Raw genomic sequence first — 23,709 nt, 5'->3', positions numbered from 1 at the left:
CGATGAGTGACGATCCGGTGCTCGCGGTGGTCCTCGCCCCCGTGCCCGCCTCCGGCCCGTCCGTCGAGGTGGAGCTGTGCGGCCCCCTCGACCCGGGCCTGGCCGAGGCGGTGGCGGCCCGGGTGACCCGGCGTCACGCGTACACGGTGACGGCGGAGGCGTCCGGCGCCGGGCGCCTCACGCTGCGCGTCGAGTCCTCGCAGGGCGGCTCCGCCCGGCCCGGCGCCGAGGTGTTCGCCGACGTCCTGGCGCTGGTGGGCGGCGCGCGCGACACCGTCGCGGTGGCCGGACACCAGCAGGACCTGATCCGCGCGGCCGTCGAGGAACCGGCGGGCGGGCACGTCGGCCAGGTCGCCTGGAACTGGACCGGGCCGGTCGATCTCGCCCGGTTCACCGCCGCCTGGCTGTCCGTCGCCGACCGGGAGTCCGTGCTGCGGGCGGCCTTCGACTGGACGCACCTGCCCCGCCTGATGCTGCACGACCGGGCCGCGATCGACGTCGCCCACCTCGCACACGGCGCCGTCTCCTGGAGCGACCTGATCGAGCGCGACCGGCTGCGCGGCTTCGCACCGCACCGCCCCGGCCTGCTGCGCGTGACCCTGATGGACGGGCCGCCCCGCCCCGGCGGCACCCACGCCCCCACCCGGGTCCTGCTCACCTACCACCGGGCGCTCCTCGACGAACGCGGCGTCCACCTGCTGCTGCGGGAGTTCTACCGGGCCTACGCCCGCGGAGGCACCCTGCCCGGACGCGAGCGGCGCCCCGATGCGCGCGACCACGCCCAGTGGCTGGCACGGCAGCGGACCGAGGGCGCCCGCGCCTACTGGGCGACGGCCACCGCGCCCCCGGAGCCGGCCGCGCCCGGGGCCCAGGACGACGCGTCCCCGGCCGGTCCGCTGGGCATCGGACGCGTCCACCGGCGGCTGCGGCCGCCCCAGACCACCCGGCTGCGCACCTGGGCCGCGATGCGCGGGGCGGGGGAGTCCAGCGCCCTGCACGCCGTGTGGGCGCTGCTGCTGTACCGGGCGGCCGGTGCGGCCGGACCGGTACCGGTCAGCTTCGGCGTGCACCTGTCGGCCCGGGACATCCCGATGGAGGGTGCCGCGGGCATTCCGGGGCTGCTGGGCAACCCGCTGCCGATGACGGTCACCGTCGACCCCGCCGAGCCGGTGACCGGTCTCCTCGCGCAGGCGCGCGACGCCGCGCTGGACCTGGCCGTGCACGCCTGGGTGCCGGGCGACCGGGTCCGGGTCTGGACCGGCCGGAACCCCGACGCCGAACTCTTCGAGACCGGCATCGTGTTCGACAACCGGGTCGAGCTGTCCGCCGCGCTGCTGGCGGAGCTGCGCGCCCAGGACGTCGAGGTGGACGCCCCGCGCAGCATCAGCGCCCACCCCGGACTGCCGCTCACCCTGGCCGCCCGGCACGACCCGGACGGCGGGCTCTCCCTGACAGTGCGCCACGACCGCCGGTGCCTGGGGGACGTGGACGCGTCCGCGCTGCTCTCGCACTGCGTACGCCTGCTGAGGTCGTTGCCGGACCACCGCGATCCGCAGTCCGCCGTGGGCGATCTCCTCGAACTCCTCCAGGGCTTCGAGGTGCCCCGCGTGCTGCCCCGGCCGCCCGTGCCGGAGGGGCCCGACGTGGCGGTGCTGCGCGCCGGGGACCCGGCGGCCGACACGATCGTGCTGGTGCGGACACGGGGGGTGCCGGTGGGGGCGTACGAGGCCCTGGTACGTCATCACCGGGGCCTGGAACGGATCGTGAGCCTGCGGGCGGCGCGGCCGGGGGATGCCTCCGGGCTGTCCGGGCTGCTGGGGGCCGGGGAGCCGGTGGGGGCCGGGCGGCTGGTGCTGTGCGGTGCCGGGCCGGGGGGCGCCGCCGCGTACGAGATGGCGTGCGCGGCCGGTGCGGGCATGGTCGCGGCCGTCGTCATGACGGGGGTCGGCAGCGGTTCCGGCTGCGCCGGTGCGCTGGCGGCCGGGCTGAAGTCCGCGTGCGCGGGGAGCCGTTGAGCGGTTCTCCAGTGGAGCCGGAGCGGTGCTCCAGCGGGGCGGCCGATGCTGCCGTAAACACTGGAGGTGGGGTATGGGCGGTCCGGAACCGGCGGTGTCCTCGTTGCGCGTCGAGCGCGGGCGGGCCACAGAGGAGGAGCTTGCCGCGCTCACGGTGGTGCTGCTCGCCCTGCGCGCGGAGGCCGGCGGGCGGCCGGACGAGGCCCCGGCCGGGCGCGTCCCGGGGTGGTCCCCGGAGCCCGTCTACCGCGCTCCGCGCAGCTGGCGACAGTGCGGCAACGCCTTCCAGGAAGGGACCTGACGACATGTCGATGACTACTTCCCCCGTCCCGGAACTGCTGGGGCGGGCCGGACTCCGCGGCCACGTGGCGGAACTGCGCGAGATCCACGCGGCGGCGGAGCACGGACCCAGTGACCGGGCGACCGAGGCCCAGCACGCCAAGGGCAAGCTGACCGCGCGCGAGCGCATCGAGCTGCTCCTGGACCCGGACTCGTTCCACGAGGTCGAACAGCTCCGCCGCCACCGGGCGACGGGTTTCGGTCTGGAGGCGAAGAAGCCGTACACCGACGGTGTCGTCACCGGCTGGGGCACGGTGGAGGGCCGGACGGTCTTCGTGTACGCCCATGACTTCCGGATCTTCGGCGGTGCGCTGGGTGAGGCCCACGCCACGAAGATCCACAAGGTCATGGACATGGCCATTTCGGCCGGTGCGCCGTTGGTGTCGCTGAACGACGGTGCCGGTGCCCGTATTCAGGAGGGTGTTTCGGCGCTCGCCGGATACGGCGGTATCTTCCAGCGCAACACCAGGGCGTCCGGTGTCATCCCGCAGATCAGTGTGATGCTCGGCCCTTGTGCGGGTGGCGCGGCCTACAGCCCCGCTCTGACGGACTTCGTGTTCATGGTCCGTGAGACCTCGCAGATGTTCATCACCGGTCCGGACGTCGTGAAGGCGGTCACCGGCGAGGAGATCACCCAGAACGGCCTGGGCGGCGCGGACGTCCACGCCGAGACCTCGGGCGTCGCGCACTTCGCGTACGACGACGAGGAGACCTGCATCGCCGAGGTCCGCTACCTGCTGTCCCTGCTGCCGCAGAACAACCGCGAGAACCCGCCCGTGGCAGCGACCGCCGATCCGGCCGGCCGCCGCTCGGACACCCTGCTGGATCTGGTGCCGGTGGACGGCAACCGCCCGTACGACATGGCGGAGGTCATCGAGGAGCTGGTGGACGACGGCGAGTATCTGGAGGTCCACGAGCACTGGGCGCGCAACGTCATCTGCGCGCTGGGCCGGCTGGGCGGCGAGGTGGTGGGCATCGTCGCCAACCAGCCGAAGACGCTGGCCGGGGTGCTGGACATCGAGGCGTCCGAGAAGGCCGCACGCTTCGTGCAGCTCTGCGACGCCTTCAACATCCCGCTGGTCACACTGGTCGATGTGCCCGGTTTCCTGCCCGGCGTGGACCAGGAGCACGGCGGCATCATCCGGCACGGCGCCAAGCTGCTGTACGCGTACTGCAACGCCACCGTGCCCCGTATCTCGCTGATCCTGCGCAAGGCGTACGGCGGTGCCTACATCGTCATGGACTCGCAGTCGATCGGTGCGGACCTCACGTACGCCTGGCCCACCAACGAGATCGCGGTCATGGGCGCGGAGAGCGCCGCCAACGTCATCTTCCGGCGGCAGATCGCGGCGGCCGAGGACCCCGAGGCGATGCGCGCCCGCATGGTCAAGGAGTACAGGACCGAGCTGATGCACCCTTATTACGCCGCCGAGCGGGGGCTCGTGGATGACGTCATCGACCCGGCCGGGACGCGCGAGGTCCTGATCGCCTCGCTCGCGATGCTCCGCACCAAGCACGCCGACCTGCCGTCCCGCAAGCACGGCAACCCCCCGCAGTAGAGGCTTCCCGAAGCTCCCCGGTAAACAGGGCGCGCGGTTTGGTATTGACAAACCGCGCGCCCTGTTTTCAGCTTCGCTGATGACTCATGCGTGAAAAGGGGGAGCACCATGGACATCGAAGTACTGGGCGCGCTGGTCGTCACCGAGGGCGGGATCTCGGTCACCCCGACGGCGCCGAAGGCCCGGCAGGTACTGGCGCTCCTGGCCGTGCACGCCGAACGGGTCGTCTCCGTACCCGATCTGATCGAGGAGCTGTGGGGCGGGAACCCGCCGCGCAGCGCCCGTACCACCTTGCAGACGTACGTGTTGCAGGTGCGCGAGCTCATCGCCGCGGCTCTGGAACGCGCCCCGGGCGGCGCCTCGGCGCGTACCGCCAAGGACGTCCTGGTCCCCCCGGCGGGCATCTGCTGGACACCTCGGGCGGCACCGTCGACGTCCGCGAGTTCGAGCGGCTGGCCGGCTGCGGCTACCGCACGAGCGACGCGGGCGACTTCCCGCGCGCCGCGCGCGAACTGCGGGACGCGCTCGCGCTGTGGACCGGGTCCGCCCTCGTGGACGTACGGACGGGGCCGCGGCTGGACATGGAGCTCCGGCGCCTGGAGGAGACCTGGCTGTGCGCCCTCGACCAGCGCATCGACGCCGATCTGCGCCTCGGCCGCCATCGCGAGCTGCTGAGCGAACTCACCGTCCTGGTCAGCCGCTACCGCACGCACGAGAACCTGCACGCCCACTACATGGTCGCCCTGCACCGCTCGGGCCGGCGCAGCGAGGCGCTGGACGCCTACCACCGGCTGCGGGCCAGGCTCGTCGGTGAGCTGGGGCTTGAGCCATCCGCAGGGCTGCAACGACTACAGCGCTCCATCCTGAAGGCCGGGTTCGCACCCGCACCCGGGACGGCCGCCGCCGACACCGGCGAGCGGCTGACCCGGGTCGGCTGAACGCAGGGGTCCCACGGTCCTGGGAGGACGGAATGCAGGAGAGGTCGGAACGCACCCGGCGCCGGCTCGTCGGCGCGGCGGCGGAGCTGTTCACCCGGAGCGGGTACGCGAGCGCCACGCTCGGCCAGATCGCCGCGGCCGCGGGCGTGACCAAGGGCGCGCTGTACTTCCACTTCCCGTCGAAGGAGGCGCTGGCCGACGCGGTGGCGATGCACGGCCACACCCTGCTCGGGGAGTTCCTGGACGGGCGGCGGACCACCGGCGACGGGCCGGTGCAGCAGCTCATCGATCTGACGCACTGGCTGATCCTGGCCCGGTGCGAGGATCCGGTCGCCCGGGCCGCGATCCGGCTGGCCGACGACGGTGTGGCCGGTCCGGCCGGCACCGGCGGGCTGCGCCGGGCATGGCTCGCCGAGGCCCGGCGGCTGCTGGCCGAGGCCGGCGCGGCCGGGGAACTGAGCGCGGACGCCCGTGGCGCCGACGGAGAGACGCTGCTCGCCGCCCTGTTGTACGGGGTGGCGCCGCCCGGTACGGAGCAGACCGCCTGGACCGGGCCGCGGCCGGGGGACGGCGGGGCGCTGTGGCAGCTGCTGCTGCCGGTGCTCGTGGGCCCCGGGCGGACCGGCGGCTACCGCACGGTGCCCCGGCCCGGGGCCGAGGCCGTGCGGGCCGCGTGACATGGTCGCCGCCCCCGCCGATGTCCTGGCCACGCTGACCGGCCTGCTGGCCGGCGTCACCCGCCGCGACGCGTGCACCCTGCACCCCTGGCAGCCGTTTCCGGAGATCGGCCTGGACTCGCTGCTCGGCACGGAGTTCGTGGCGACCGTGAACGCCCGCTTCGGCACCGCCATCAAGGGCGCGGCCGTCCTGGACCACCCCAGTCTGGAGGCGTTCGCCGTGCATGTGGCGCGGGAGGCGCGGTGCGGGTCGGCCCCCGCGCCGGTCGCCGCCCCGGCCGCGCCGCCGTGCCGGCTGCTGCCCTCCGCCGACGAGCTGCGCGAGGAGCTGGCGCAGGTCCTGGCCTGCGATCCATGGGATCTGGACCCGTGCACCCCGTTCAGCGATCTGGGCGTCGACGCCCGGGCAGGCGCGGAGTTCATGACGGTGGTCAACCGGCTGTACGGGCTACGGGAGCGGGCCGTCGTCCTCCACGACCACCCGGACCTGACCGCGCTGGCCGCTCACCTCGCCACTGCCTGAGGGCCCGTTTGAGCGCCCTCCGTCGCCGCGTTCAGCCGGCGGGTCAGCTCCAGCTGCCGGCGGCCCAGCTCGTCCACCCGGCGGCGCAGCCGGTCCAGTTCGTCCAGGACACCGGGGGCCACGGGCGCGGCCAGGCCGGGGGAGTGGGTGAGCACCGACTCCAGGCGGCCGCGCAGTGCCGGGCCCGGTTCGATGCCGAGGGCGGCGACCAGGCGGCGCCGGGCCCGCTCGTACACGCCGATGGCCTCCGCCTGGCGGCCGCTGCGGTACAGGGCGACCATGAGCAGGTCGTAGAAGCGCTCGCGCAGCGGATGGTCGGCGGTCAGCCGCTCCAGGTCGCCGACGCACTCGCCGTGCCGCTCGCAGCGCAGCCGCGCCTCGTACAGCGCCTCCAGCGTGGTGAGCCGCATCTCGTCCAGCCGGTCGGCCTCCGCCGCGCACACCGGCCCCCGGCGGCAGTCCTGCAACGCCGGGCCGCGCCACAGCCCCAGGGCGCCGTGCAGGATCTTCGCCGCCCGGGCCGGGGCGGCGGTGACGGCCGCCCGCCCCTCCGCCGAGCGCCGGGTGAAGCGCTGGACGTCCGTGGAGGCGCCGCCCAGGTCGAGCAGATAGCCCGTCGGCAGGGTGCTGATCCACACATGGCCGTAGTCGCCGGGTGCGGGCAGCAGCCGCCGCAGCCGGGCCACATGGGCCTGAAGGGCGTTCGCCGCGTTTCCGGGAGGGGTCCCGTCCGCCCCGTCCCACAGCTCCGCCGCCAGCCGGTCCACGTCGAGCAGCGCCCCGGCGTGGGTGACGAACGCGGCGAGCAGCGCCCGCTGCTTGGAGCCGGCCGGGACGATGTCCGTGCCGCCGGTGGCGTCGTGGACCATGACCGGGCCCAGCAGCCGGAACTCCACGGGGCTCGGCGCGGCGGCCCGTGCCGCCTCCGGGCACGGAGTGGTGAGGACGCTCATCGGGTGGCCCTCCCTCGTAATCCGGTCACGGCATGGACGGTAACGACCGGCAGATGGCCGGGGGAGACCGCCCGAGCGCCCCTCCAGCCGTCGTCCGCGTGTTCTTGAGGCGGCTGCTCCGGGGCCGCAATCCGGGCGCAATGCCTGCTTGGAAGGCTGCTCGAACGCCGATCGAGAGAATGAGGCGCACGGGGTGCCCGGGGCTAGCGTGCCTGGCGCCGACGGCTTTCGGCCACGGGGCGAAGGCGCCGGCGCACGCGATCACGGCCGGGCCCACCCTGGCCGGTCCTTGGGGAGGCCACCGTGCGAATACAGGTTCTGGGTCCGTTGAGCGCCGAGGTCAACGGGATGTCGATCGTGCCCACCGCGGGCAAGCCGCGACAGCTCCTCGCGCTGCTCGCCTTCCACCCGGGCCGCGTCGTGCCCGTGCCCACCCTCATGGAAGAGATCTGGGGCAGCAACTCGCCGCAGAGCGCCATGACCACCCTTCAGACGTACATCCTCCAGCTGCGCCGCCGGCTCGGCACCGCCATGGGACCCGACACCCCCGGCGCCGCCAAGGAGGTCCTGGCCACCCGGCACGGCGGCTATCTGCTCCAGGTCCCGCCGGACGCCGTCGACGTGCACCGTTACGAGGAGCTGGTGACGGCCGGGCGCGGCGCCTTCGACCGGGGCGAGGACGTCCGGGCGTCCTCGCTGTTCGGTGAGGCGCTCGGGATGTGGCAGGGTTCCGCGCTGGTCGACGTACGGCTGGGCCCCGTCCTCGACATCGAGGTGATGAGGCTGGAGGAGTCCCGCCTGGTCACCGTCGAACGGCGCATCGACGCGGATCTGCGCTGCGGCCGGCACACCGAGGTCCTGGCCGAGCTCACCGACCTGATCATGCGTCACCCCCAGCACGAGGGGCTGCACTCGCAGGCGATGGTCGCCCTCTACCGGTCGGGCCGGCAGGCCACCGCCCTCGACGTCTACCGCAGGCTGAGGCTGCGCCTCGTGGAGGAGCTGGGCGTCGAGCCGTCGCCGCAGATGCAGCGGCTGCACCGGGCCATGCTCACCGTCGATCCGGCGCTCGACGTGCTCAGCGGGCCGCGCGGACTGTCCACGTTCGATCTGTACGCGGCCTGAGCGCAGGTCCAGCGCCGTTCGAGTGGGAGTTGCCAGGCTGCGGTCGGGGAGGGCCCAGGCCGAGGGCCCGGACTCCTATGCGAGAGGACGGCCCATGTCCGACGAACGGCCCGTACGGCTCCACTGCTTCGCGCACGCCGGAGCGGGCGTCTCCGCCTTCTACGGCTGGGGCCCGCGCCTTGGCCCCGGTGTCGAGACCGTGCCGCATCTGCTGCCCGGCCGGGAACGCCGGCGCTCGGAGCCGCGCCTCACCCGCCCCGCCGACCTGCTCGCCGACCAGCTGCCCCACTTCACCGGCGAGAGCGGCGAAGCCCCGTACATCCTGTACGGGCACAGCCTCGGCGCCCTCGTCGCGTACAGCGTCACCCGGGCCCTGCACGAGGCGGGGCTGCCGGGGCCCGCGCTGCTCGTCGTCGGCGCCTGCCCGCCGCCCGACCAGCTGTCCGCCCTGGCCGACCAGTGCCGGGCGGGCGACGACGAGCTGCTGCGCCTGCTCGGCGAGGCCGACGCCCTGCCCGCGCGCGCCCGGCCCGGCGACTTCTGGCACCAGGCCGTGCTGCCGGTGCTCCGCGACGACCTCGTCCTCGCCCACGAACTGCGGACGGCCGCCCGCGAACCCTCGCCGGCCGGGCCGCTCAAGGTCCCCGTCCTCGCGGTGGCCGGCGCAGGCGACCCGCTGGCGCGGCCCGGGGCCATGGCGCGGTGGCGTGCCTGGACCACCGGCCCGTTCGCCGCCCGCACCGTGCCCGGCGACCACTTCTTCCTGCGGGGCCACGACCTGCCCCGTCTGGTGGGCCGCGCCGCACGTGTGGTGCGCCGGCTCGCCCCGCAGCCGGCGGGTGTCCGATGAGGCGGGTCGTCATCACCGGGATCGGGGTGGTCGCCCCGGGCGGCATTGGTACCGCCGCGTTCTGGTCGCTGCTGACCGAGGGCCGTACCGCCACCCGCCGCATCACCCGCTTCGACGCCACGTCGTTCCGGTCCCGGATCGCCGCCGAGGCCGACTTCGACCCCGCGCGGCACGGCTTCGACGCGGGGGAGGCCCATCGCCTGGACCGGGTCGCCCAGTTCGCGCTTACCGCCGCCCGCGAGGCCGTCGCCGACAGCGGCCTCGACACGGCGGCCGGGGGCGAGCGCACCGGCGTCTCGCTGGGCACCGCGGTCGGGTGCAGCAGCGGGCTCGACGAGGTGTACGCGCATGTCAGCGAGGGCGGCGAACACTGGCTGCTGGACCCGGCCCGCGCGGAGCGACGGCTCGGCGACTACCTCGTGCCCAGCTCCGTGGCCGCCGAGGTCGCCCGGGACGCCGGGGCGCTCGGCCCCGTCGCCGTCGTCTCCACCGGGTGCACCTCCGGCCTGGACTCGCTCGGGCACGCCGCGGAGCTCATCCGCGAGGGCAGCGCGGATGTGATGCTGGCCGGGGCGTCGGAGGCGCCGATCACCCCGATCACCCTGGCGTCCTTCGACGCGATCCGGGCCACCTCCGCGCGCAACGACGAGCCGGAGACCGCCTCACGCCCCTTCGACCGGACCCGGGGCGGCTTCGTACTCGGCGAGGGCAGCGCCGTACTCGTACTGGAGGAGTACACGCACGCGGTACGCAGGGGGGCGCATGTGTACGCGGAGATCGCGGGGTTCGCCGGCCGCTCGAACGCGTATCACATGACCGGACTGCGCCTGGACGGGCGGGAGATGGCTGAGGCCGTCCGGACCGCCCTGGACGAGGCGCGGCTCGACCCGGCCGCCGTGGACTACGTCAACGCGCACGGCTCGGGCACGAAGCAGAACGACAAGCACGAGACGGCCGCCTTCAAGGCGAGCCTGGGCGAGCACGCCTACCGGGTGCCCGTCAGCTCCATCAAGTCGATGATCGGGCACTCGCTCGGCGCGATCGGCTCCCTGGAGATCGCCGCGTGCGCGCTGGCCATCGAGCACGACACGGTGCCGCCCACCGCGAATCTGCACGAGCCCGACCCGAGCTGCGACCTCGACTACGTACCGCTCGTCGCCCGCGAGCAGCGCACCGACGCCGTGCTCAGCGTCGGCAGCGGATTTGGCGGCTTCCAGAGCGCGATGGTGCTCACCGCACCCCGGACGGAGGCACGCCGATGACCGCCCCGGCGCCGACGACCGCCCCCGCACCCGCCCGTACCGCGACCGCGGCCGTCACCGGGATCGGGATCGCCGCACCCGGCGGTGTCGGCACCGAGACCTGGTGGTCGGCGGTCCTGCGCGGGCACCGCGCGATCGGCCCCGTCACCCGGTTCGACGCCTCCGGATACCCGGCCGTCCTCGCCGGTGAGGTCGCCGGCTTCGAGGACGCGGCGCATGTGCCGGCCAAGCTGCTGCCGCAGACCGACCGGGTGACCCGGCTCGCCCTCGCGGCGGCGGCCGAGGCCATCGGCGACGCGGACATCGACCCGTCGGCGCTGCCCGAGTACGGCATGGGCGTCGTCACCGCGAACGGCGCGGGCGGCTTCGAATTCGGCCAGCGCGAATTGCAGGAGCTGTGGAGCAAGGGCAGCCGGTACGTCGGCGCCTTCCAGTCCTTCGCCTGGTTCTACGCCGCCAACTCCGGGCAGATCTCCATCCGGCACGGCCTGCGCGGCCCCAGCGGTGTCGTCGTCTCCGAGCAGGCGGGCGGCCTCGACGCGATGGCCCAGGCCCGGCGCCAGCTGCGCAAGGGCGGCCGGGCCGTCCTCACCGGCGGCCTCGACGCGACGGTGTGCCCGTGGGGCTTCACCGCCCAGCTGGCCGCCGGGGGCCTGAGCACCCGGCGCGACCCGGCCGGCGCCTATCTGCCGTTCTCCGCCGACGCCTCCGGACACGTCGTCGGGGAGGGCGGCGCCCTGCTCGTCGTGGAGGACAGCGACACCGCACACTCCAGGGGGGCGCGCGTCCTCGGCACCGTCGAGGGCTGCGCCGCCACCTTCGACCCGGCGCCAGGACGCGGCGCGCCCCGGCTGCTCGACGCCGCACGCCTCGCCCTCGCCGACGCCCGGGTCGACGCGGCGGACGTGGACGTGGTCTTCGCGGACGCCGCCGGGGACCGGGCCGCCGACCGCGCCGAGGCCGCCGCGCTCACCGCGCTCTTCGGCCCGTACGGGGTGCCGGTGACGGCCCCGAAGTCGCTGTTCGGGCGCCTCGGTTCGGGCGGGTCCGCCCTCGATCTGGCGGCGGCCCTGCTCGCCCTGCGCGACCAGGTCGTCCCGCCGGGCGCACCGGTCGGCCGGCTCGCCGACGACTGCCCGCTGGACCTGGTGACCGGCGTGCCCCGCCCGGCACGGCTGCGGCACGCACTGGTCCTCGCCCGGGGCCGGGGCGGCTTCAACGCGGCGGCCGTGGTGCGCGCGCCCCGCGCGTGAGCGCCGTACACCTCCGAGCACATCCGCGTACGCCACCGGGCACATCCGTACGTACACCGCCGAGCATCACCCGTACCGGGAGGGGAACACCGTGGACCGCCTGAACCTGACCGACCTTGCCGCCCTGCTGCGCGCCGCCGCAGGCAGCGACGAGGGCGTGCCGCTGGACGAGGCCGCCCAGGACACCCTTTTCCTCGACCTGGGCTACGACTCGCTGGCCCTGCTTCAGGTCACCGGCATCGTGGAGCGCGACCACGATGTGGCGCTGGACGAGGAGGCGCTGGACGAGGCGCAGACCCCGCGCGCGTACCTCGACCTCGTCAACGGGGCGCTCGCCGCCCGGGCGGTGGCCTGAATGCCGGACGGCCGGCTCACCGAGATCGCCGACGGTGTCCACGCCCATGTCCAGGGCGACGGCGGCTGGTGCCTGAACAACTCCGGGCTGCTCACCGACGGTGGCGAGAGCGCCCTGGTCGACACCGTCGCCACCCTGGACCGGGCCCGCGCCCTGCGCGCCCGGGTCCTGGCGGTGACGCCCGGGCCGCCCCGCTACCTGGTCAACACGCACTTCCACGGCGACCACACCTTCGGCAACTGCGTCTTCCCGGAGGCGGTCGTCGTCGGCCATGCGCGGGCCCGGGACGAGGCCGCCGCGGCGGGGCTGCATCTGACGGGGCTCTGGCCCGAGGTGCGCTGGGGGGACCTGGAGGTCGTCGTCCCGCAGGTCACGTTCGAGGAGCGGATGACCCTGTACGTGGGAGAGCTGCGGGCCGAACTCCTGCACGTGGGGCCCGCGCACACCTGCGGCGACACCGTGGTGTGGCTGCCCGGGCCGCGCGTCCTGTTCGCCGGTGACGTGGTGATGAACGGGGTCACCCCGTTCTGCCCGATGGGCTCGGTCAGCGGCTCCCTGCGCGCCCTCGCCGGGCTGCGCGCCCTGGAACCGCTCACGGTCGTCCCCGGGCACGGCCCGGTCGGCGGCCCGGAACTCCTCGACGCCGACGCGGGGTACTTCCGCCGCCTCCAGGAACTCGCCCGCGAGGGCGTCGCCGCCGGCCTGACCCCGTACGACCTCGCCCGGGAGGCGGGGCCGGGACCGTATGCCGGGCTCCTGGACTCCGAGCGCCTGGTGCCCAATCTGCACCGGGCGTACGCGGAGGAGCGCGGCGCCCGCCCGGGCGCGCCCCTCGACATCGGGGCGCTGTTCCAGGAGATGGCGCGGTACCACGGCGGCCTGCCGGTCTGCCGCGCCTGACGCTCCTACACCAGCACGGGGGCGGGATATCCGGCCGTGAGGTCGTCCCGCGACACCACGCGGCTGCGGACCCGCAGCCGCCCCCGGCAGCGCACCAGTTCGTCCGCCATCACACAGAACCGCGACACCACCGGCGCACCGCCCCGGGGCGTCGCGAAGACCAGGGCGTAGGCGCGGGTGTGCAGGACGCCGCCGGGCAGGACGTCCACGTCGAGCATGCCGATCCAGTGGCGCAGCTGCCCGCCCTCGCGCTCTTGCCGGGCCCGGTTGCGGTGCACGTTGGCGGCCAGCTCCGCGCGCCCGTGCACCGGGCTGTCCAGCGTGGGCACGCTGAACACGGCGTCCGCAGTGAAGGTGGCGGCCCAGCGCTCGGCCTCGTGCCGGTCGAACAGCTGCATCTGGTGGGCGTAGAACTGCTGCACCTCGGCGTACAGCGAACCGAAGTCCGAGGTGTCCGGCGCGGGTCCGGTGAGGTGTGTGGTATCGGCCGTCATCGTGTCTTCCTTCTCGTCCGCAGGGTCTTCGGGCGGTTCTTCGGCGGTTCGTAGGCGGTTCTTCGGGTGGTTCTCTCCCAGCTTCCGTGGTGCTGATCGAGCGCTCTTCAAAGATTCCTCAAGCGCGCCGGCGGAGGGTGAAGGCAATCCGGAGGTAAAGGCCGCCGGTGTACGAGGAAGGGGACCCCGGTGCGCGACATCCCGTACAGCGACCTCCCGGTGGACGGGCTGCTGCGGCGCGCCGCGCGCCGCGACCCCGACGGCACCGCCGTGCGCACCGCGACCTGCGTGCTGCGCTTCGCCGAACTCGACGCCTACGCCGACCGGATCGCCGGCCGGCTCTCCGCCGCAGGCGCCGGCCGCGGCGCCCGGGTCGGGGTCACCCACACCCTCACCCCGGAATTCGCCGCCGCGTACCACGGGGTCATCCGGGCCGGGGCCACCGTCGTGCTGGTCAACCCGCTGCTCCCGCCGGAGGGGCTGCGCCATGTGCTCGGCACCTCGGGCGCCGGCATCGTCCTCGCGCCCGCCGCCACCGCCGCGTCCCTGATACGGATCGCGCCCGGGCTGCCCGCCCTGCGCACCGTCGTGGTCATGGACGGGCAGGCCCCCGCAGGCACCGTCCCCCTGCACGAGCTGATCGCCGGGGCGCGGCCGTACGCCGGGCCCGCCGCATCGCCGGACGAGGTGGCGTGCGTGCAGTTCACCACCGGGACCACCGGTGCCCCCAAGGGGGTCCTGCTGACCCATCGCAACGTCGTCGCCAACGCCTGGCAGACCGCCGAAGCGCACGGCCTGACCGGCGCTTCGGTGACCCTCAACCACCTGCCGCTCTACCACGTCATGCACCTGAACTCGGCCCTGTACGCGGGCGCGTGCCAGGTCCTCTGCCAGGACCCCGACCCCTACGCCTCGCTCACCGCCGCCGCCGACGCGGGAGCCACGCACTACTACGGGCTGCCCGCCCGGCTGCACGCCCTGGCCGCCGACGAGCGCCTGGCGGCGGGCGGCACGCCGGACGGGCTGCGGCTGACCGCCGTGCTGTCCGGCGGATCGGCGCTGCGCCCGCAGGCGGCGCGGGTCCTGGAGGAACGGCTCGGCGTGCCCGTCATCCAGGGCTACGGCATGGCCGAGCTGTCCCCGCTCACGCACAGCCAGCGGCCCGGCCGCCACCGCCCCGGTACCGTCGGCTCCGTCGTCGCGGGCACCGAGTGCCGCATCGTGGACCTGACGACCCGGCGCCCGCTCGGCCCCTGGTCGGCCGGCGAGGTCCTGGTGCGCGGGCCGCAGCTGATGGCCGGTTACCTGGACGAGGAGCACCCCGCTCGGGTCGACGCGGACGGCTTCTTCGCCACCGGGGACGTCGGCCGTCTGGACGACGAGGGCAATCTGACCCTGGTCGACCGGCTCGCCGACGTCTTCAAGTACGACAACGAGATCGTCTCGCCCAGCCGCATCGAGCGGATACTCGCCGACGACCCCCGGGTCGCCGACTGCCTGGTCGCGGACTGGCCAGACCCCGAGCACGGGGCCCTGGTCTGGGCCGGGATCGTGCTGCGCGAGGACGCCGGGACGGGCGGCGACCCGTACGGCCACGGCGTCCTCGACGTGCTGGACGCCATCACCGAGCGCGCCAACGACCGCCTCGGCTGCTTCGAGCGGATCCGCTTCGCCGAGGCGATCGACACCGTGCCGCGCACGCCCACCGGGAAGCCGCAGCGGCGTGCCGTGCGGCAGAAGCTGCGGGCGAGCGCCGCGCTGTGACCGCCCGACCGTCCGCCCCGACCCAGGAGACCGACCATGGTGAACTCCGGCACGGAACCGGCCGCCCCGCCGCAGGTGCTGATCGCGGGCGCCGGCCCCGTCGGCCTGGCCGCCGCCCATGAACTGGCCCGCCGCGGCCTGCGCGTCCGCCTGATCGACGCGGCCCCCGGCCCCGCGCGCACCAGCCGCGCCGTCGCCACGCACCCGCGCACCCTGGAGACGTACGACCAGATGGGCGTCGTGGACGCCATGCTCACCCGGGGCCGCCGGAACGCCGCCTTCACCATGTACGCCGAGGGCCGCCGCCTGGTCCGCCTCCAGGCCGACTACGCGTCGATGCCCACCGCGTACCCCTTCACGCTGATCATCGGCCAGACCGAAACGGAGGCCGTGCTGCGCGAGGCGGTGGCCCGGCTCGGCGTCGACATCGAATGGGGCGTGCGGCTCACCGGCCTCGACCAGCGCCCGGACGGGGTGCGGGTGACGCTGGAGGACGCGGACGGCGCCCGGAGCACCGCGGACGCCTCCTGGCTGATCGGGTGCGACGGCGGCCACAGCACAGTCCGCAAGCTCCTCGGCCTGGAACTCGCCGGCACCAGCAGCGAGACATGGATGCTCGCCGACGTGCCCGTCACGATGGACCTGCCGCCCGACACCATCTACTGGGCGCACACCGGCGGACAGGCCCTGATGATGGTGCCGTACGCGCGCGAGGGGCACTGGCGCCTCCTGGACACCGTGCCGGACCGCGACCCCGCCGGTGCCGAGGAACGCCTCGGCGCGAAGCTGTCCAAGGGCCTGGGCCGTCAGGTCACCGTCGGGCCCAGCGAGTGGACGTCCGTCTTCACGTTCCAGCAGCGCCGGGTCGACCGGATGCGCGAGGGCCGGGTCTTCGTCGCGGGCGACGCCGCCCATGTGCACAGCCCCGCCTCGGGCCAGGGCATGAACACCGGCATCCAGGAGGCGTACAACCTGGCCTGGAAGCTCGCCCAGGTCGAACAGGGCCACGCGGCGGACCGGTTGCTCGACAGCTACGGCGCCGAGCGCGTACCCATCGGCGCCGCCCTGCTCGACTCCACCCGCACCGCCACCGTCCTCGTGCAGCTGAAGAACCTGCTCGCCGCGGCCGTGCTGCCCGTCGTCTTCACCGTCGTCCGCAACGTCACCCCGCTGCGCCGCGCCATTCAGCGCAAGGTCCTCGGCGGGATGTCCGGGCTGCGCATCGGCTACGGCGCATCCCCGCTCACCACCCCGGGGACCGCCGCCACCGGGCCCGCCCCGGGCGGCCGCGCCCGGGCCGTCGCGCTGGACGGCCTGGAGCCCACCGTGCGCGAGGCGTTCGCGCGCGAGCTGCGGGACGTGCGCTGGAGCCTGCTCCTCGGCGCGGGCGGCACCGGACCCGGTGACGTGCCCGTGGGCGTCGCCGTCACCGCGGCCGCCCAGTACGGCGAATGGCTCTCCGTACGCACCCTCGGCGGCCGCACCGACGGGTCCGAGGGTCCCGCACCGCTCGCCGACCCCGGCGCCGCGCTGCGCACCGCGCTCGGCCTGCGTCCCGGCTCCTGGCTCCTGGTGCGTCCCGACGGATACGTCGCCGCGCGCGGCCCCGTGCTCAGCCGGACCGCGCTCGACCGGGCCCTCGCGCCCGTCGGGCCGTCCGCCCCGCTCGCGCTGCCGGCCCGTGTGGAGCCGCGCGCCGTCCCCGTACACCCGGCCACCACGAAGGAGCACCGCTCATGACCGCCACCTCCGAGACCCGTCCCGTCGCCCTGGTGACCGGCGGGACGAGCGGCATCGGGCTGGAAGTGGTCCGTACGCTCGGCCGCGCCGGACACCGCGTCTTCCTGTGCGCCCGTACGGACGCGGCCGTCAAGGAGACCGTCGACGCGCTGCGCGACGAGGGCCTCGACGTGTCCGGGCAGGCCGCCGACGTGCGGTCCCGCGAGGACGTCGCCGCCCTGGTGCGCGCCGCCGTCACCGCGTACGGGCCGCTCACCGTCCTCGTCAACAACGCCGGGCGCAGCGGCGGCGGGGTGACCGCCGAGCTGACCGACGAGCTCTGGTACGACGTCATCGACACCAACCTCAACAGCGTGTTCCTGGTGACCCGAGAGGCCCTGGCGAACGGCGGGCTCCAGGACGCCGCGACCCGGGGGCGGATCATCAACATCGCCTCCACCGCCGGAAAGCAGGGCGTCCTGCTCGGCGCCCCGTACAGCGCCTCCAAGCACGGCGTCGTCGGCTTCACCAAGGCGCTCGGCCGCGAACTGGCGCCGGCCGGGGTCACCGTCAACGCCGTCTGCCCCGGCTATGTCGAGACCGCGATGGCCCAGCGGGTGCGCGCGGGGTACGCCGCCGCCTGGGACACCACCGACGAGGACGTCCTCACCCGGTTCGAGGCGAAGATCCCCCTCGGGCGCTACTCCACCCCGGAGGAGGTCGCGGCCCTGGTCGGCTACCTGGCGTCCGGGCCCGCGGCCTCCATTACGGCGCAGGCCCTCAACGTCTGCGGCGGCCTGGGGCCTGTCTGACCCTCCCGGACCGCCCGCGCCACGCGGGCGGGGTCCACGAACAACCGAGAAAGAGGTGTGTGGTGTCGGACGTACGTGTGCACCGGACGAGGCACAGTGTCGACGTGGACGCCCAGCCGGGCGTCGTCTACGGGCTGATCGCGGACGCCGAGCGCTGGCCGCTGTTCTTCCCGCCCAACGTGCACGTGGAACGCCTGGAATTCGACGGCCGCGACGAGCGGCTGCGCATGTGGGCGACCGCCAACGGCGACGTGCGGTCCTGGCTCTCCGAGCGCACCCAGGACCCGGCGGCGCGCCGCATCACCTTCCGGCAGACCCGGCCGCAGGCCCCGGTCGAGACCATGAAGGGCACCTGGATCGTCGAGGAGCGCCCCGGCGGCGGGACCCGGCTGGTCCTGCTGCACGACTTCACCGTCGCCGGGGACCGCCCCGGCGATGTGGCCTGGGTCGAGACCGCGTGCGACACCAACTCCCGGGCGGAGCTGGCAAGTCTGAAGGGGATCGCGGAGCGCTGGACCCTGCTGGACGACCTCGTCCTGTCCTTCGAGGACTCGGTGCGCGTCCACGGCCCCGCCGAGCTGGTCTACGACTTCCTGTACCGCATCGGCGACTGGCCCGAGCTGGTCCCGCACGTCTCGCGCCTCGACTTCACCGAACCCGCCCCCGGTGTCCAGATCATGGCGATGGACACCGTTACCGCCGACGGCGGTACGCACACCACCGAGTCCGTCCGCATCTGCTTCCCGCACGCCGGGCGCATCGTCTACAAGCAGACCGCCACCCCCGCCCTGATGGAGGCGCACACCGGCGAGTGGTCCGTGGTGCCCGACGCGACCGGCGTCACCGTCGTCTCCCAGCACACCGTCGTCCTCCGCGAGACCGCCGTCGAACAGGTCCTTGGCGCGGGCGCCGGACTGCCCCAGGCCCGCCGTTACGTACGTGAGGCGCTGGGCCGCAATTCCACGGCCACGCTCAACCTGGCGAAGCGGCACGCGGAGACCGCGATCCGCATGCTGTGACGGGGCGCTGACCGTTCGGACCGTCCGTGGAGCGGTTCCCGAGCCGTTCTCCACCGCGTCGCGAGCGGCCGCCCGCAGGGTCGAGCCACGCCCACCCGCACCCCGTGCCCGTACGACGAAGGAGGCGGACGCCGCCGTCATGACCACCCTCGCAGAGACCCCCGGGCACCCCGCCCCCTCCTCCACCACCGCACCCGGCCGCACGGACGACGCGGACGCCCTCGACCGGGCGCGCCGCCTGGAAGCACGGCTCGGCGACCCCTACGACCCCGGCAACCCGCACGGGTTCGCCGCCCTGTTCGACGCCGACGCCCGCAGCACCCCGCCCGAGGCGACCGAAGCCCTGCTCACCGAGGCGGGGACCGGCGCCGAATTCGTGCCCGCCGCCCTGGGCGGCCTGCTCACCCGCGCCGATCTGCTGGCCCGGGCCATGCGGCCGGTGTTCCGGCGCGACCTGGGCCTCGGCATGGGACACGGCCTCATCTCGCTGTTCGCGGCGGGCGCGGTGTGGGCGGCCGGGGACGAGGCACAGCGCCGCGCGACCGCCCGGCTGCTGCTCGGCGGCGGCCGGATCGCGATCCTGCACCACGAACTCGCCCACGCCAACGCCATCCTGCGCCACGAGTTCACCGCCCGCCCGGCCCCCGGCGGCCGCCTGATCAGCGGCCGCAAGGACGTCATCCTCAACGCGTCACGCGCCGACCTCCACATCGTCTACGCCCGCACCGACGAGGCCCCCGGCCCGCGCAGCCACTCCGTCCTGCTGCTCGACCCGGCCGGACAGGACCCGGACCGCCTGCGCCACCTGCCCCGGGTGGAGAGCACCGGAATGCGCGGGGCCCTCTTCTCCGGCCTCGAACTCGCCGAGCTGCCCGTGCCCGAGGACGCGCTGGTCGGGCACCCCGGCGGCGGGGCCGGTATCGCCCTGCGCGCCTTCCAGGTGAACCGGAGCCTGATCTGCGGGCTCGTCACCGCCGCCGCCGGAACGGTCCTGCACTCCGCGGCGCGCGCCGCGACGGAGGGCCGCGCGAGCGGGGTCGCCCGGCGCTGGCACAAGCCGCTCACCGGGGTCTTCGCCGACCTGCTGGCCTGCGACGCGATGTCCACCACCGTCCTGCGCGCCCTCAGCCTGCTGCCCGCGAGCGCCCACCTCTTCGCCGCCGCCGTCAAATACGTGGTGCCCGAACTGCTGCGGGAGAACCTGGAAGAGCTCGCCACGGTGCTCGGCGCCCGCGGCTACGACCACACGAGCCCCGCGTACGGGGCACTCGGCAAGCTCGGCCGCGACCTGCCCGTCGCCGGGCTCGGGCACGCCGGAAGCGCCTCCTGCCAGTCGGTCCTGGTGCCCCAGCTGCGCGGCCTCGCCGAACGCTCCTGGTTCGCCGAACCGGAGCCGCCCGCCGAGCTGTTCACCGCCGGCGCCGCGCTGCCCCACCTGGACTACCGGCTCCTCGGCATCGCGGGCGGCGGCGACTTCATGGCCGCCTCGCTCGTCGCGACCGCCGAACGGCTCGCCCCGCTCCGCGAGGCCGGCGGGCACACCGGCGCGCTGGCCGGGCTCGCCGAGGCGTTCGTGACCGAGCTGCGCGGGCTGCGCGCCCAGTGCCGCCGCATCCCGGCCGGTCCCGCCGCCCTCGCCGACCCGGCCGTCGTCCGGCTCAGCGACCGCTACAGCCGGATCGTCGGCGCCGCGGCCGTGCTCGCCGTCCGGGAGGGCCAGGACGGCACCGACCCGTTCCTGGCCGACCCCGCCTGGGCCGTGCTCGCCCTCACCCGGGCCGGGCAGCGCCTCGGCATCCCGGTGCCCGCCCTGCCCGACGGCGTTCAGGACCAGGTGCTCGCCGAGCTGATCCGCCGTCATGGCCAGGGACTGGGCTACGACCTCGACGCGCTCCCGTACGAAGGCAGGCCATGACCGGCATCCCCGCGCCCGGTGCCGGGCGGATCAGCGCACCCCTGCACGTCGCGGGGCCCGGCGCGCCCTGGCACCTGGTGCGCGAGGCCATGGACCGCCGGGGCAACGCCGTCGTTCACACCACCTGGGGCGAGTGGCTGGGGGCGGCCGTCACCCGTCCTGCGCTGCGGCAACTGCTCGGCGGCGACTGGCAGCGCTACCGGCGCACCCAGGACCCGACCCTCCGCTACCGGTTCCTCGCCTCCCGCCTCGTCACCAAGTACACGGCCGCCGCCGCCCTGCGCACCGCACCGGCCGAACTCGACCTGGCGTACCGGATCGGCGGCCGGCCCTATCTGCGCAGCCTCGACCAGATCGACGTGAGCCTCACCCACACCGAGGACATGATCGCCGTCGGCATCAGCCGCAACGGCCGGATCGGCGTCGACGTCGAACCCGCCACCCGGCCCATGTCGTACGACCTGCTCCAGGGACACGTACTGACGCCCGCCGAGCGCGGGGCGCTGGAACACCTTCCGGGGGGCGAGCGGGCGGCGCGGCTGCTGCGGCTGTGGACGCTCAAGGAGGCGTACACCAAGGCGCTCGGGCAGGGGCTGCGGCTCGACTTCACCGAATTCGGCTTCGCCGAGGGCGGCGGTGAACTCCTCGCGCCCGACGGCCGGCCCGCCGCCGACGGCGAATGGTCCTTCGACACCCACCGGGTCCTGGGCGGGCGGTACATGCTCAGCGTCGCCTGCCACGACACCGGCCTGGCCGGCTCCGCCGACACGACGGTCCGCACCATGCTCGACACGGGTTTCGCGGGGGCGGTCACCGAACTCCTCGGCTGAATCGTGCCCCGCTCGGCCCCGCGTCCAGTCCCGCTGGAGGGCGACGCGGGGCCTTCGTACGCCCGCGTACGGTACGGGCCCGGCCGCCTCCCCGACGGAACCGTGCGGGACCACGGCGCCCCACCACCGGACCACCGCCGTGTCGGTGCCGTGTCGGTCCCGTGTGGGCGGGCCCTCGCATACTCGTTCCGCATTCGCCGACAGAGGGGAGGGAGGGGGTCTCCCGCATGCGCGCCGCAGCCGGTCCGCCGCGCTCCCGCATGCGTGCCCCGCAGGACGATGACCACCGACCACTCCTTGCCCACCGCCTCCGCCCGGGCCACCCCCGGCGGCCCGATGACCGTCGTCCTCGGCCTCGACGGGCCGGACCCGGCCGCACCCGTCCTGGAGCTGCGCGGCCCCGTGGACCCGCACCGCGTCGAAGCCGCCCTCGACCGCCTGGCCCGGCTCGTGACGCGCCCCGCCCCCGCCTGGCGGCCGAGCCTGGAGCCCGGCGACGACGGACACCACACCCTGCGCCTGACCCCGGACGGGCCCGCCGCCGCGCCCTTCCCCGCCGGGCTTCTCGCCGACCTGCTCACCGTCGCGGAGAGCGGCCCCGGGCCCGCGCCCCGGATCGAGCCGACCCCGCTGCAACGCGAACTCCTCGCGGACGCGGACGCGCACCCCGGCACCGAGGGCTGGTGCGAACAGCTCGCGGTCACCTGGTCCGGGCCGCTCGACCCGGAACGGCTCGCCGCCGCCTGGCAGTCCGTCGCCGAACGGGAGAGCGTGCTGCGGGCCGCCTTCGAGGAGGGGCCCGAGCCGTGGATCGTCTGCCATGAGGGCGCCGGGCCCGAAGTGCTGCGCTTCCCGTACGGCAGCGTCGACTGGCACGCGCTGGTCGAGGCCGACCGGCGCCGGGGACTCGACCCGCGCCGCCCCGGACCGCTGCGCGTCACCTTCCTGGGCGGCGGCCCGGACGCGGCGGGCAGCACCCGCGTCCTGCTGAGCTTCCACCCCGCGCTCCTGGACGACTGGAGCGTGCGGCTGCTGCTGCACGAGTTCTACCGCGCCTACCTGGCGGGTGGTGAGCTGCCCGGCGGCGCCCGCCGCCCCGACCTCGGCGACTACACGCGCTGGCTCGCGGCCCAGGACACCGCCCCGGCCCGCGAGTTCTGGCGCGACGCCCCGCCCGGCCCCGCCGCCACGCTGCCGCCCGCCGGCGACGGCAGCGGCCAGGTCCGCACCCGGATCACGCCCGAGGAGAGCGAACGGCTCGCCGCCTGGGCGGGGGGCCTCGGCTGCCCCGAGAGCAGTGCTCTGCACGCCGTGTGGGCGCTGGCCCTCTACCGGGCCGGCGGCCACGAGGGCGCGGCCGACATCGGCTTCAGCGCGGCGGTCTCCGGCCGGGGCATCCTCCTCGACGGCGTCGAACGGCTGCCCGCCGCCCTGCGCAACCCGCTGCCGATGACCGCCGGCGTTCACCCGTACGCCCCGCTCGCCGAACTCCCGGCCCGCCTGCGCGACCAGGCCCTGGACGTGGCCGGGTACGAGTGGGTGTCGCAGGGGCGTATACGGTCCTGGACCCGCCCTGGCGGCCGCGCGGCGCCGGACGTGGTCGCGACTGCGGCCCCGAACGCGACCCCGAACGCGGCCCCCGCCGTCCCGCGCACCGGCAGCCTCGTCGTCTTCGAGAACCGGCCGCGCCCGCCCGGCGACCTCGCACCCGCGCTCGCCGCGCTCGGCGTCCGCGTCAGCACCCCGGACACGCTGGGCGCGCGCACCGGATTCCCGCTCACGCTCGTCGCCCACCGGGACGACGAAGGGGGCCTCGTGCTCACCGCGACCTGTCTCGGGACGGGTCTCGCCCAGGCCGAGGACCTGCTGACCAGGACCGCGCACGCCCTGCGCGAACTGCCGCGCACGGCGACGCCCGCGACGACGGTCGGCGGGGCGCTCGCGCTCCTCGCCGGACCGCCGGACCGGATACCGCGCGGCCGGCCGGGCGCCCGGCGCGGAGCCGCCCTGACGGAGCTGCGCCCCGCCGCGCACCCCGGCACCGGCACCGTCTGCCTGGTCCGGGCGCCGGGCACCCCGCTGTCCGCGCTGACCCGGGTCGCCTACGCCTACCGGGGGCCGGAGGGCGTGGTGCTGCTGCGGCCGCCGCCGTACGCGGACGCCTCGGCCCCGGCCGACGACGCCGTGGTGGTGGCGCTGACCGGCCTCGGCGGCCCCCTGGTGCTTGGTGCGTTCTGCGGGGGCGGCGAACGTGCCCACGCGCTCGCCGGACAGCTCGTCGCCGCCGGTTCCCGGCCGCCCGGAGTGGTCCTCACCGGCACCACCACGCCGGCCGGGGCCTTCGCCCACACCCTCGAAGCGGTGGTCCGCCGCATCCGGTGACCGCCGCGGTCACCGCCAACCGCCC

Annotated in this window: 20 protein-coding genes and 1 pseudogene; 19 read left to right on the top strand and 2 right to left on the bottom strand. The window is 75.1% G+C overall.

The window, feature by feature from the left end; genetic code table 11:
• Positions 1-2: 2 nt before the first annotated feature.
• From DNK56_RS33785 to DNK56_RS33760, 6 genes and pseudogenes are all read left to right on the top strand, one after another.
• On the top strand, positions 3-2,015 hold the full coding sequence (locus DNK56_RS33785) for a condensation domain-containing protein (RefSeq protein ID WP_199563948.1): 2,013 nt from the start codon (positions 3-5) through the stop codon (positions 2,013-2,015).
• A 73-nt stretch (positions 2,016-2,088) separates the two neighbouring features.
• Positions 2,089-2,316, top strand: a complete 228-nt coding sequence (locus tag DNK56_RS33780; protein WP_111339874.1) for an acyl-CoA carboxylase subunit epsilon — start codon at positions 2,089-2,091, stop codon at positions 2,314-2,316.
• 10 nt (positions 2,317-2,326) lie between these two features.
• Entirely contained in the window at positions 2,327-3,913 is a 1,587-nt protein-coding gene (locus DNK56_RS33775) for an acyl-CoA carboxylase subunit beta (protein ID WP_111339946.1), read from the top strand.
• Between the two features lie 108 nt (positions 3,914-4,021).
• A pseudogene (locus tag DNK56_RS33770) lies at positions 4,022-4,851 on the top strand (AfsR/SARP family transcriptional regulator).
• A 32-nt stretch (positions 4,852-4,883) separates the two neighbouring features.
• Complete coding sequence (locus DNK56_RS33765; RefSeq protein ID WP_111339873.1) at positions 4,884-5,528, top strand: ScbR family autoregulator-binding transcription factor; 645 nt, start codon at positions 4,884-4,886, stop codon at positions 5,526-5,528.
• Position 5,529: 1 nt separating this feature from the next.
• Entirely contained in the window at positions 5,530-6,051 is a 522-nt protein-coding gene (locus DNK56_RS33760) for an acyl carrier protein (RefSeq protein ID WP_111339872.1), read from the top strand.
• Here the strand turns inward: DNK56_RS33760 and DNK56_RS33755 are convergent.
• Positions 6,033-7,004 (bottom strand): AfsR/SARP family transcriptional regulator, encoded by a 972-nt coding sequence (locus DNK56_RS33755; RefSeq protein WP_111339871.1) that lies wholly within the window; start codon positions 7,002-7,004, stop codon positions 6,033-6,035. The genes DNK56_RS33760 and DNK56_RS33755 overlap by 19 nt on opposite strands.
• 303 nt (positions 7,005-7,307) lie before the next feature.
• Here DNK56_RS33755 and DNK56_RS33750 point away from each other — a divergent pair, with 303 nt between their 5' ends.
• From DNK56_RS33750 to DNK56_RS33725, 6 genes are all read left to right on the top strand, one after another.
• Complete coding sequence (locus DNK56_RS33750) at positions 7,308-8,129, top strand: AfsR/SARP family transcriptional regulator (RefSeq protein ID WP_111339870.1); 822 nt, start codon at positions 7,308-7,310, stop codon at positions 8,127-8,129.
• Between the two features lie 94 nt (positions 8,130-8,223).
• On the top strand, positions 8,224-8,979 hold the full coding sequence (locus DNK56_RS33745; RefSeq protein ID WP_111339869.1) for a thioesterase II family protein: 756 nt from the start codon (positions 8,224-8,226) through the stop codon (positions 8,977-8,979).
• On the top strand, positions 8,976-10,241 hold the full coding sequence (locus tag DNK56_RS33740; protein ID WP_111339868.1) for a beta-ketoacyl-[acyl-carrier-protein] synthase family protein: 1,266 nt from the start codon (positions 8,976-8,978) through the stop codon (positions 10,239-10,241). The genes DNK56_RS33745 and DNK56_RS33740 overlap by 4 nt, the downstream gene beginning before the upstream one ends.
• A complete protein-coding gene (locus DNK56_RS33735; protein WP_111339867.1) occupies positions 10,238-11,494 on the top strand; it encodes a beta-ketoacyl synthase N-terminal-like domain-containing protein in 1,257 nt (418 codons plus the stop codon). The genes DNK56_RS33740 and DNK56_RS33735 overlap by 4 nt, the downstream gene beginning before the upstream one ends.
• Positions 11,495-11,585: 91 nt before the next feature.
• Entirely contained in the window at positions 11,586-11,849 is a 264-nt protein-coding gene (locus DNK56_RS33730; RefSeq protein WP_111339866.1) for an acyl carrier protein, read from the top strand.
• Positions 11,850-12,749: an MBL fold metallo-hydrolase gene (locus DNK56_RS33725; RefSeq protein WP_111339865.1), complete on the top strand. Its 900-nt coding sequence runs from the start codon at positions 11,850-11,852 to the stop codon at positions 12,747-12,749. It abuts the gene before it with no gap.
• A 5-nt stretch (positions 12,750-12,754) separates the two neighbouring features.
• On the opposite strand, the gene DNK56_RS33720 is transcribed toward DNK56_RS33725, so the two are convergent.
• A complete protein-coding gene (locus tag DNK56_RS33720) occupies positions 12,755-13,243 on the bottom strand; it encodes a nuclear transport factor 2 family protein (protein WP_111339864.1) in 489 nt (162 codons plus the stop codon).
• Positions 13,244-13,432: 189 nt separating this feature from the next.
• Between DNK56_RS33720 and DNK56_RS33715 the strand changes: the two genes are divergently transcribed.
• The 7 genes from DNK56_RS33715 to DNK56_RS33685 all read left to right on the top strand — a co-directional run bounded on the left by DNK56_RS33715 (position 13,433) and on the right by DNK56_RS33685 (position 23,684).
• Complete coding sequence (locus tag DNK56_RS33715; RefSeq protein WP_111339863.1) at positions 13,433-15,007, top strand: class I adenylate-forming enzyme family protein; 1,575 nt, start codon at positions 13,433-13,435, stop codon at positions 15,005-15,007.
• Between the two features lie 36 nt (positions 15,008-15,043).
• Positions 15,044-16,747: an FAD-dependent oxidoreductase gene (locus DNK56_RS33710; RefSeq protein WP_111339862.1), complete on the top strand. Its 1,704-nt coding sequence runs from the start codon at positions 15,044-15,046 to the stop codon at positions 16,745-16,747.
• A complete protein-coding gene (locus DNK56_RS33705) occupies positions 16,744-17,538 on the top strand; it encodes an SDR family NAD(P)-dependent oxidoreductase (RefSeq protein WP_111339861.1) in 795 nt (264 codons plus the stop codon). Before DNK56_RS33710 ends, DNK56_RS33705 begins: the two co-directional genes overlap by 4 nt.
• Positions 17,539-17,600: 62 nt before the next feature.
• Positions 17,601-18,557: an aromatase/cyclase gene (locus tag DNK56_RS33700; RefSeq protein ID WP_111339945.1), complete on the top strand. Its 957-nt coding sequence runs from the start codon at positions 17,601-17,603 to the stop codon at positions 18,555-18,557.
• Between the two features lie 139 nt (positions 18,558-18,696).
• A complete protein-coding gene (locus DNK56_RS33695; protein ID WP_111339860.1) occupies positions 18,697-20,472 on the top strand; it encodes an acyl-CoA dehydrogenase in 1,776 nt (591 codons plus the stop codon).
• Positions 20,469-21,302 carry a 4'-phosphopantetheinyl transferase family protein gene (locus DNK56_RS33690; protein ID WP_111339859.1) on the top strand — a complete coding sequence of 278 codons (834 nt, stop codon included), beginning with the start codon at positions 20,469-20,471 and terminating at the stop codon, positions 21,300-21,302. Before DNK56_RS33695 ends, DNK56_RS33690 begins: the two co-directional genes overlap by 4 nt.
• 279 nt (positions 21,303-21,581) lie before the next feature.
• Complete coding sequence (locus DNK56_RS33685; protein ID WP_111339858.1) at positions 21,582-23,684, top strand: condensation domain-containing protein; 2,103 nt, start codon at positions 21,582-21,584, stop codon at positions 23,682-23,684.
• Positions 23,685-23,709: the final 25 nt, after the last annotated feature.

This window comes from Streptomyces sp. AC1-42W, assembly GCF_003248355.1.
Lineage (GTDB): Bacteria > Actinomycetota > Actinomycetes > Streptomycetales > Streptomycetaceae > Streptomyces.
Note: the sequence above shows the minus strand (reverse complement) of the source record. Positions and strands in the feature narration are given on the sequence as shown.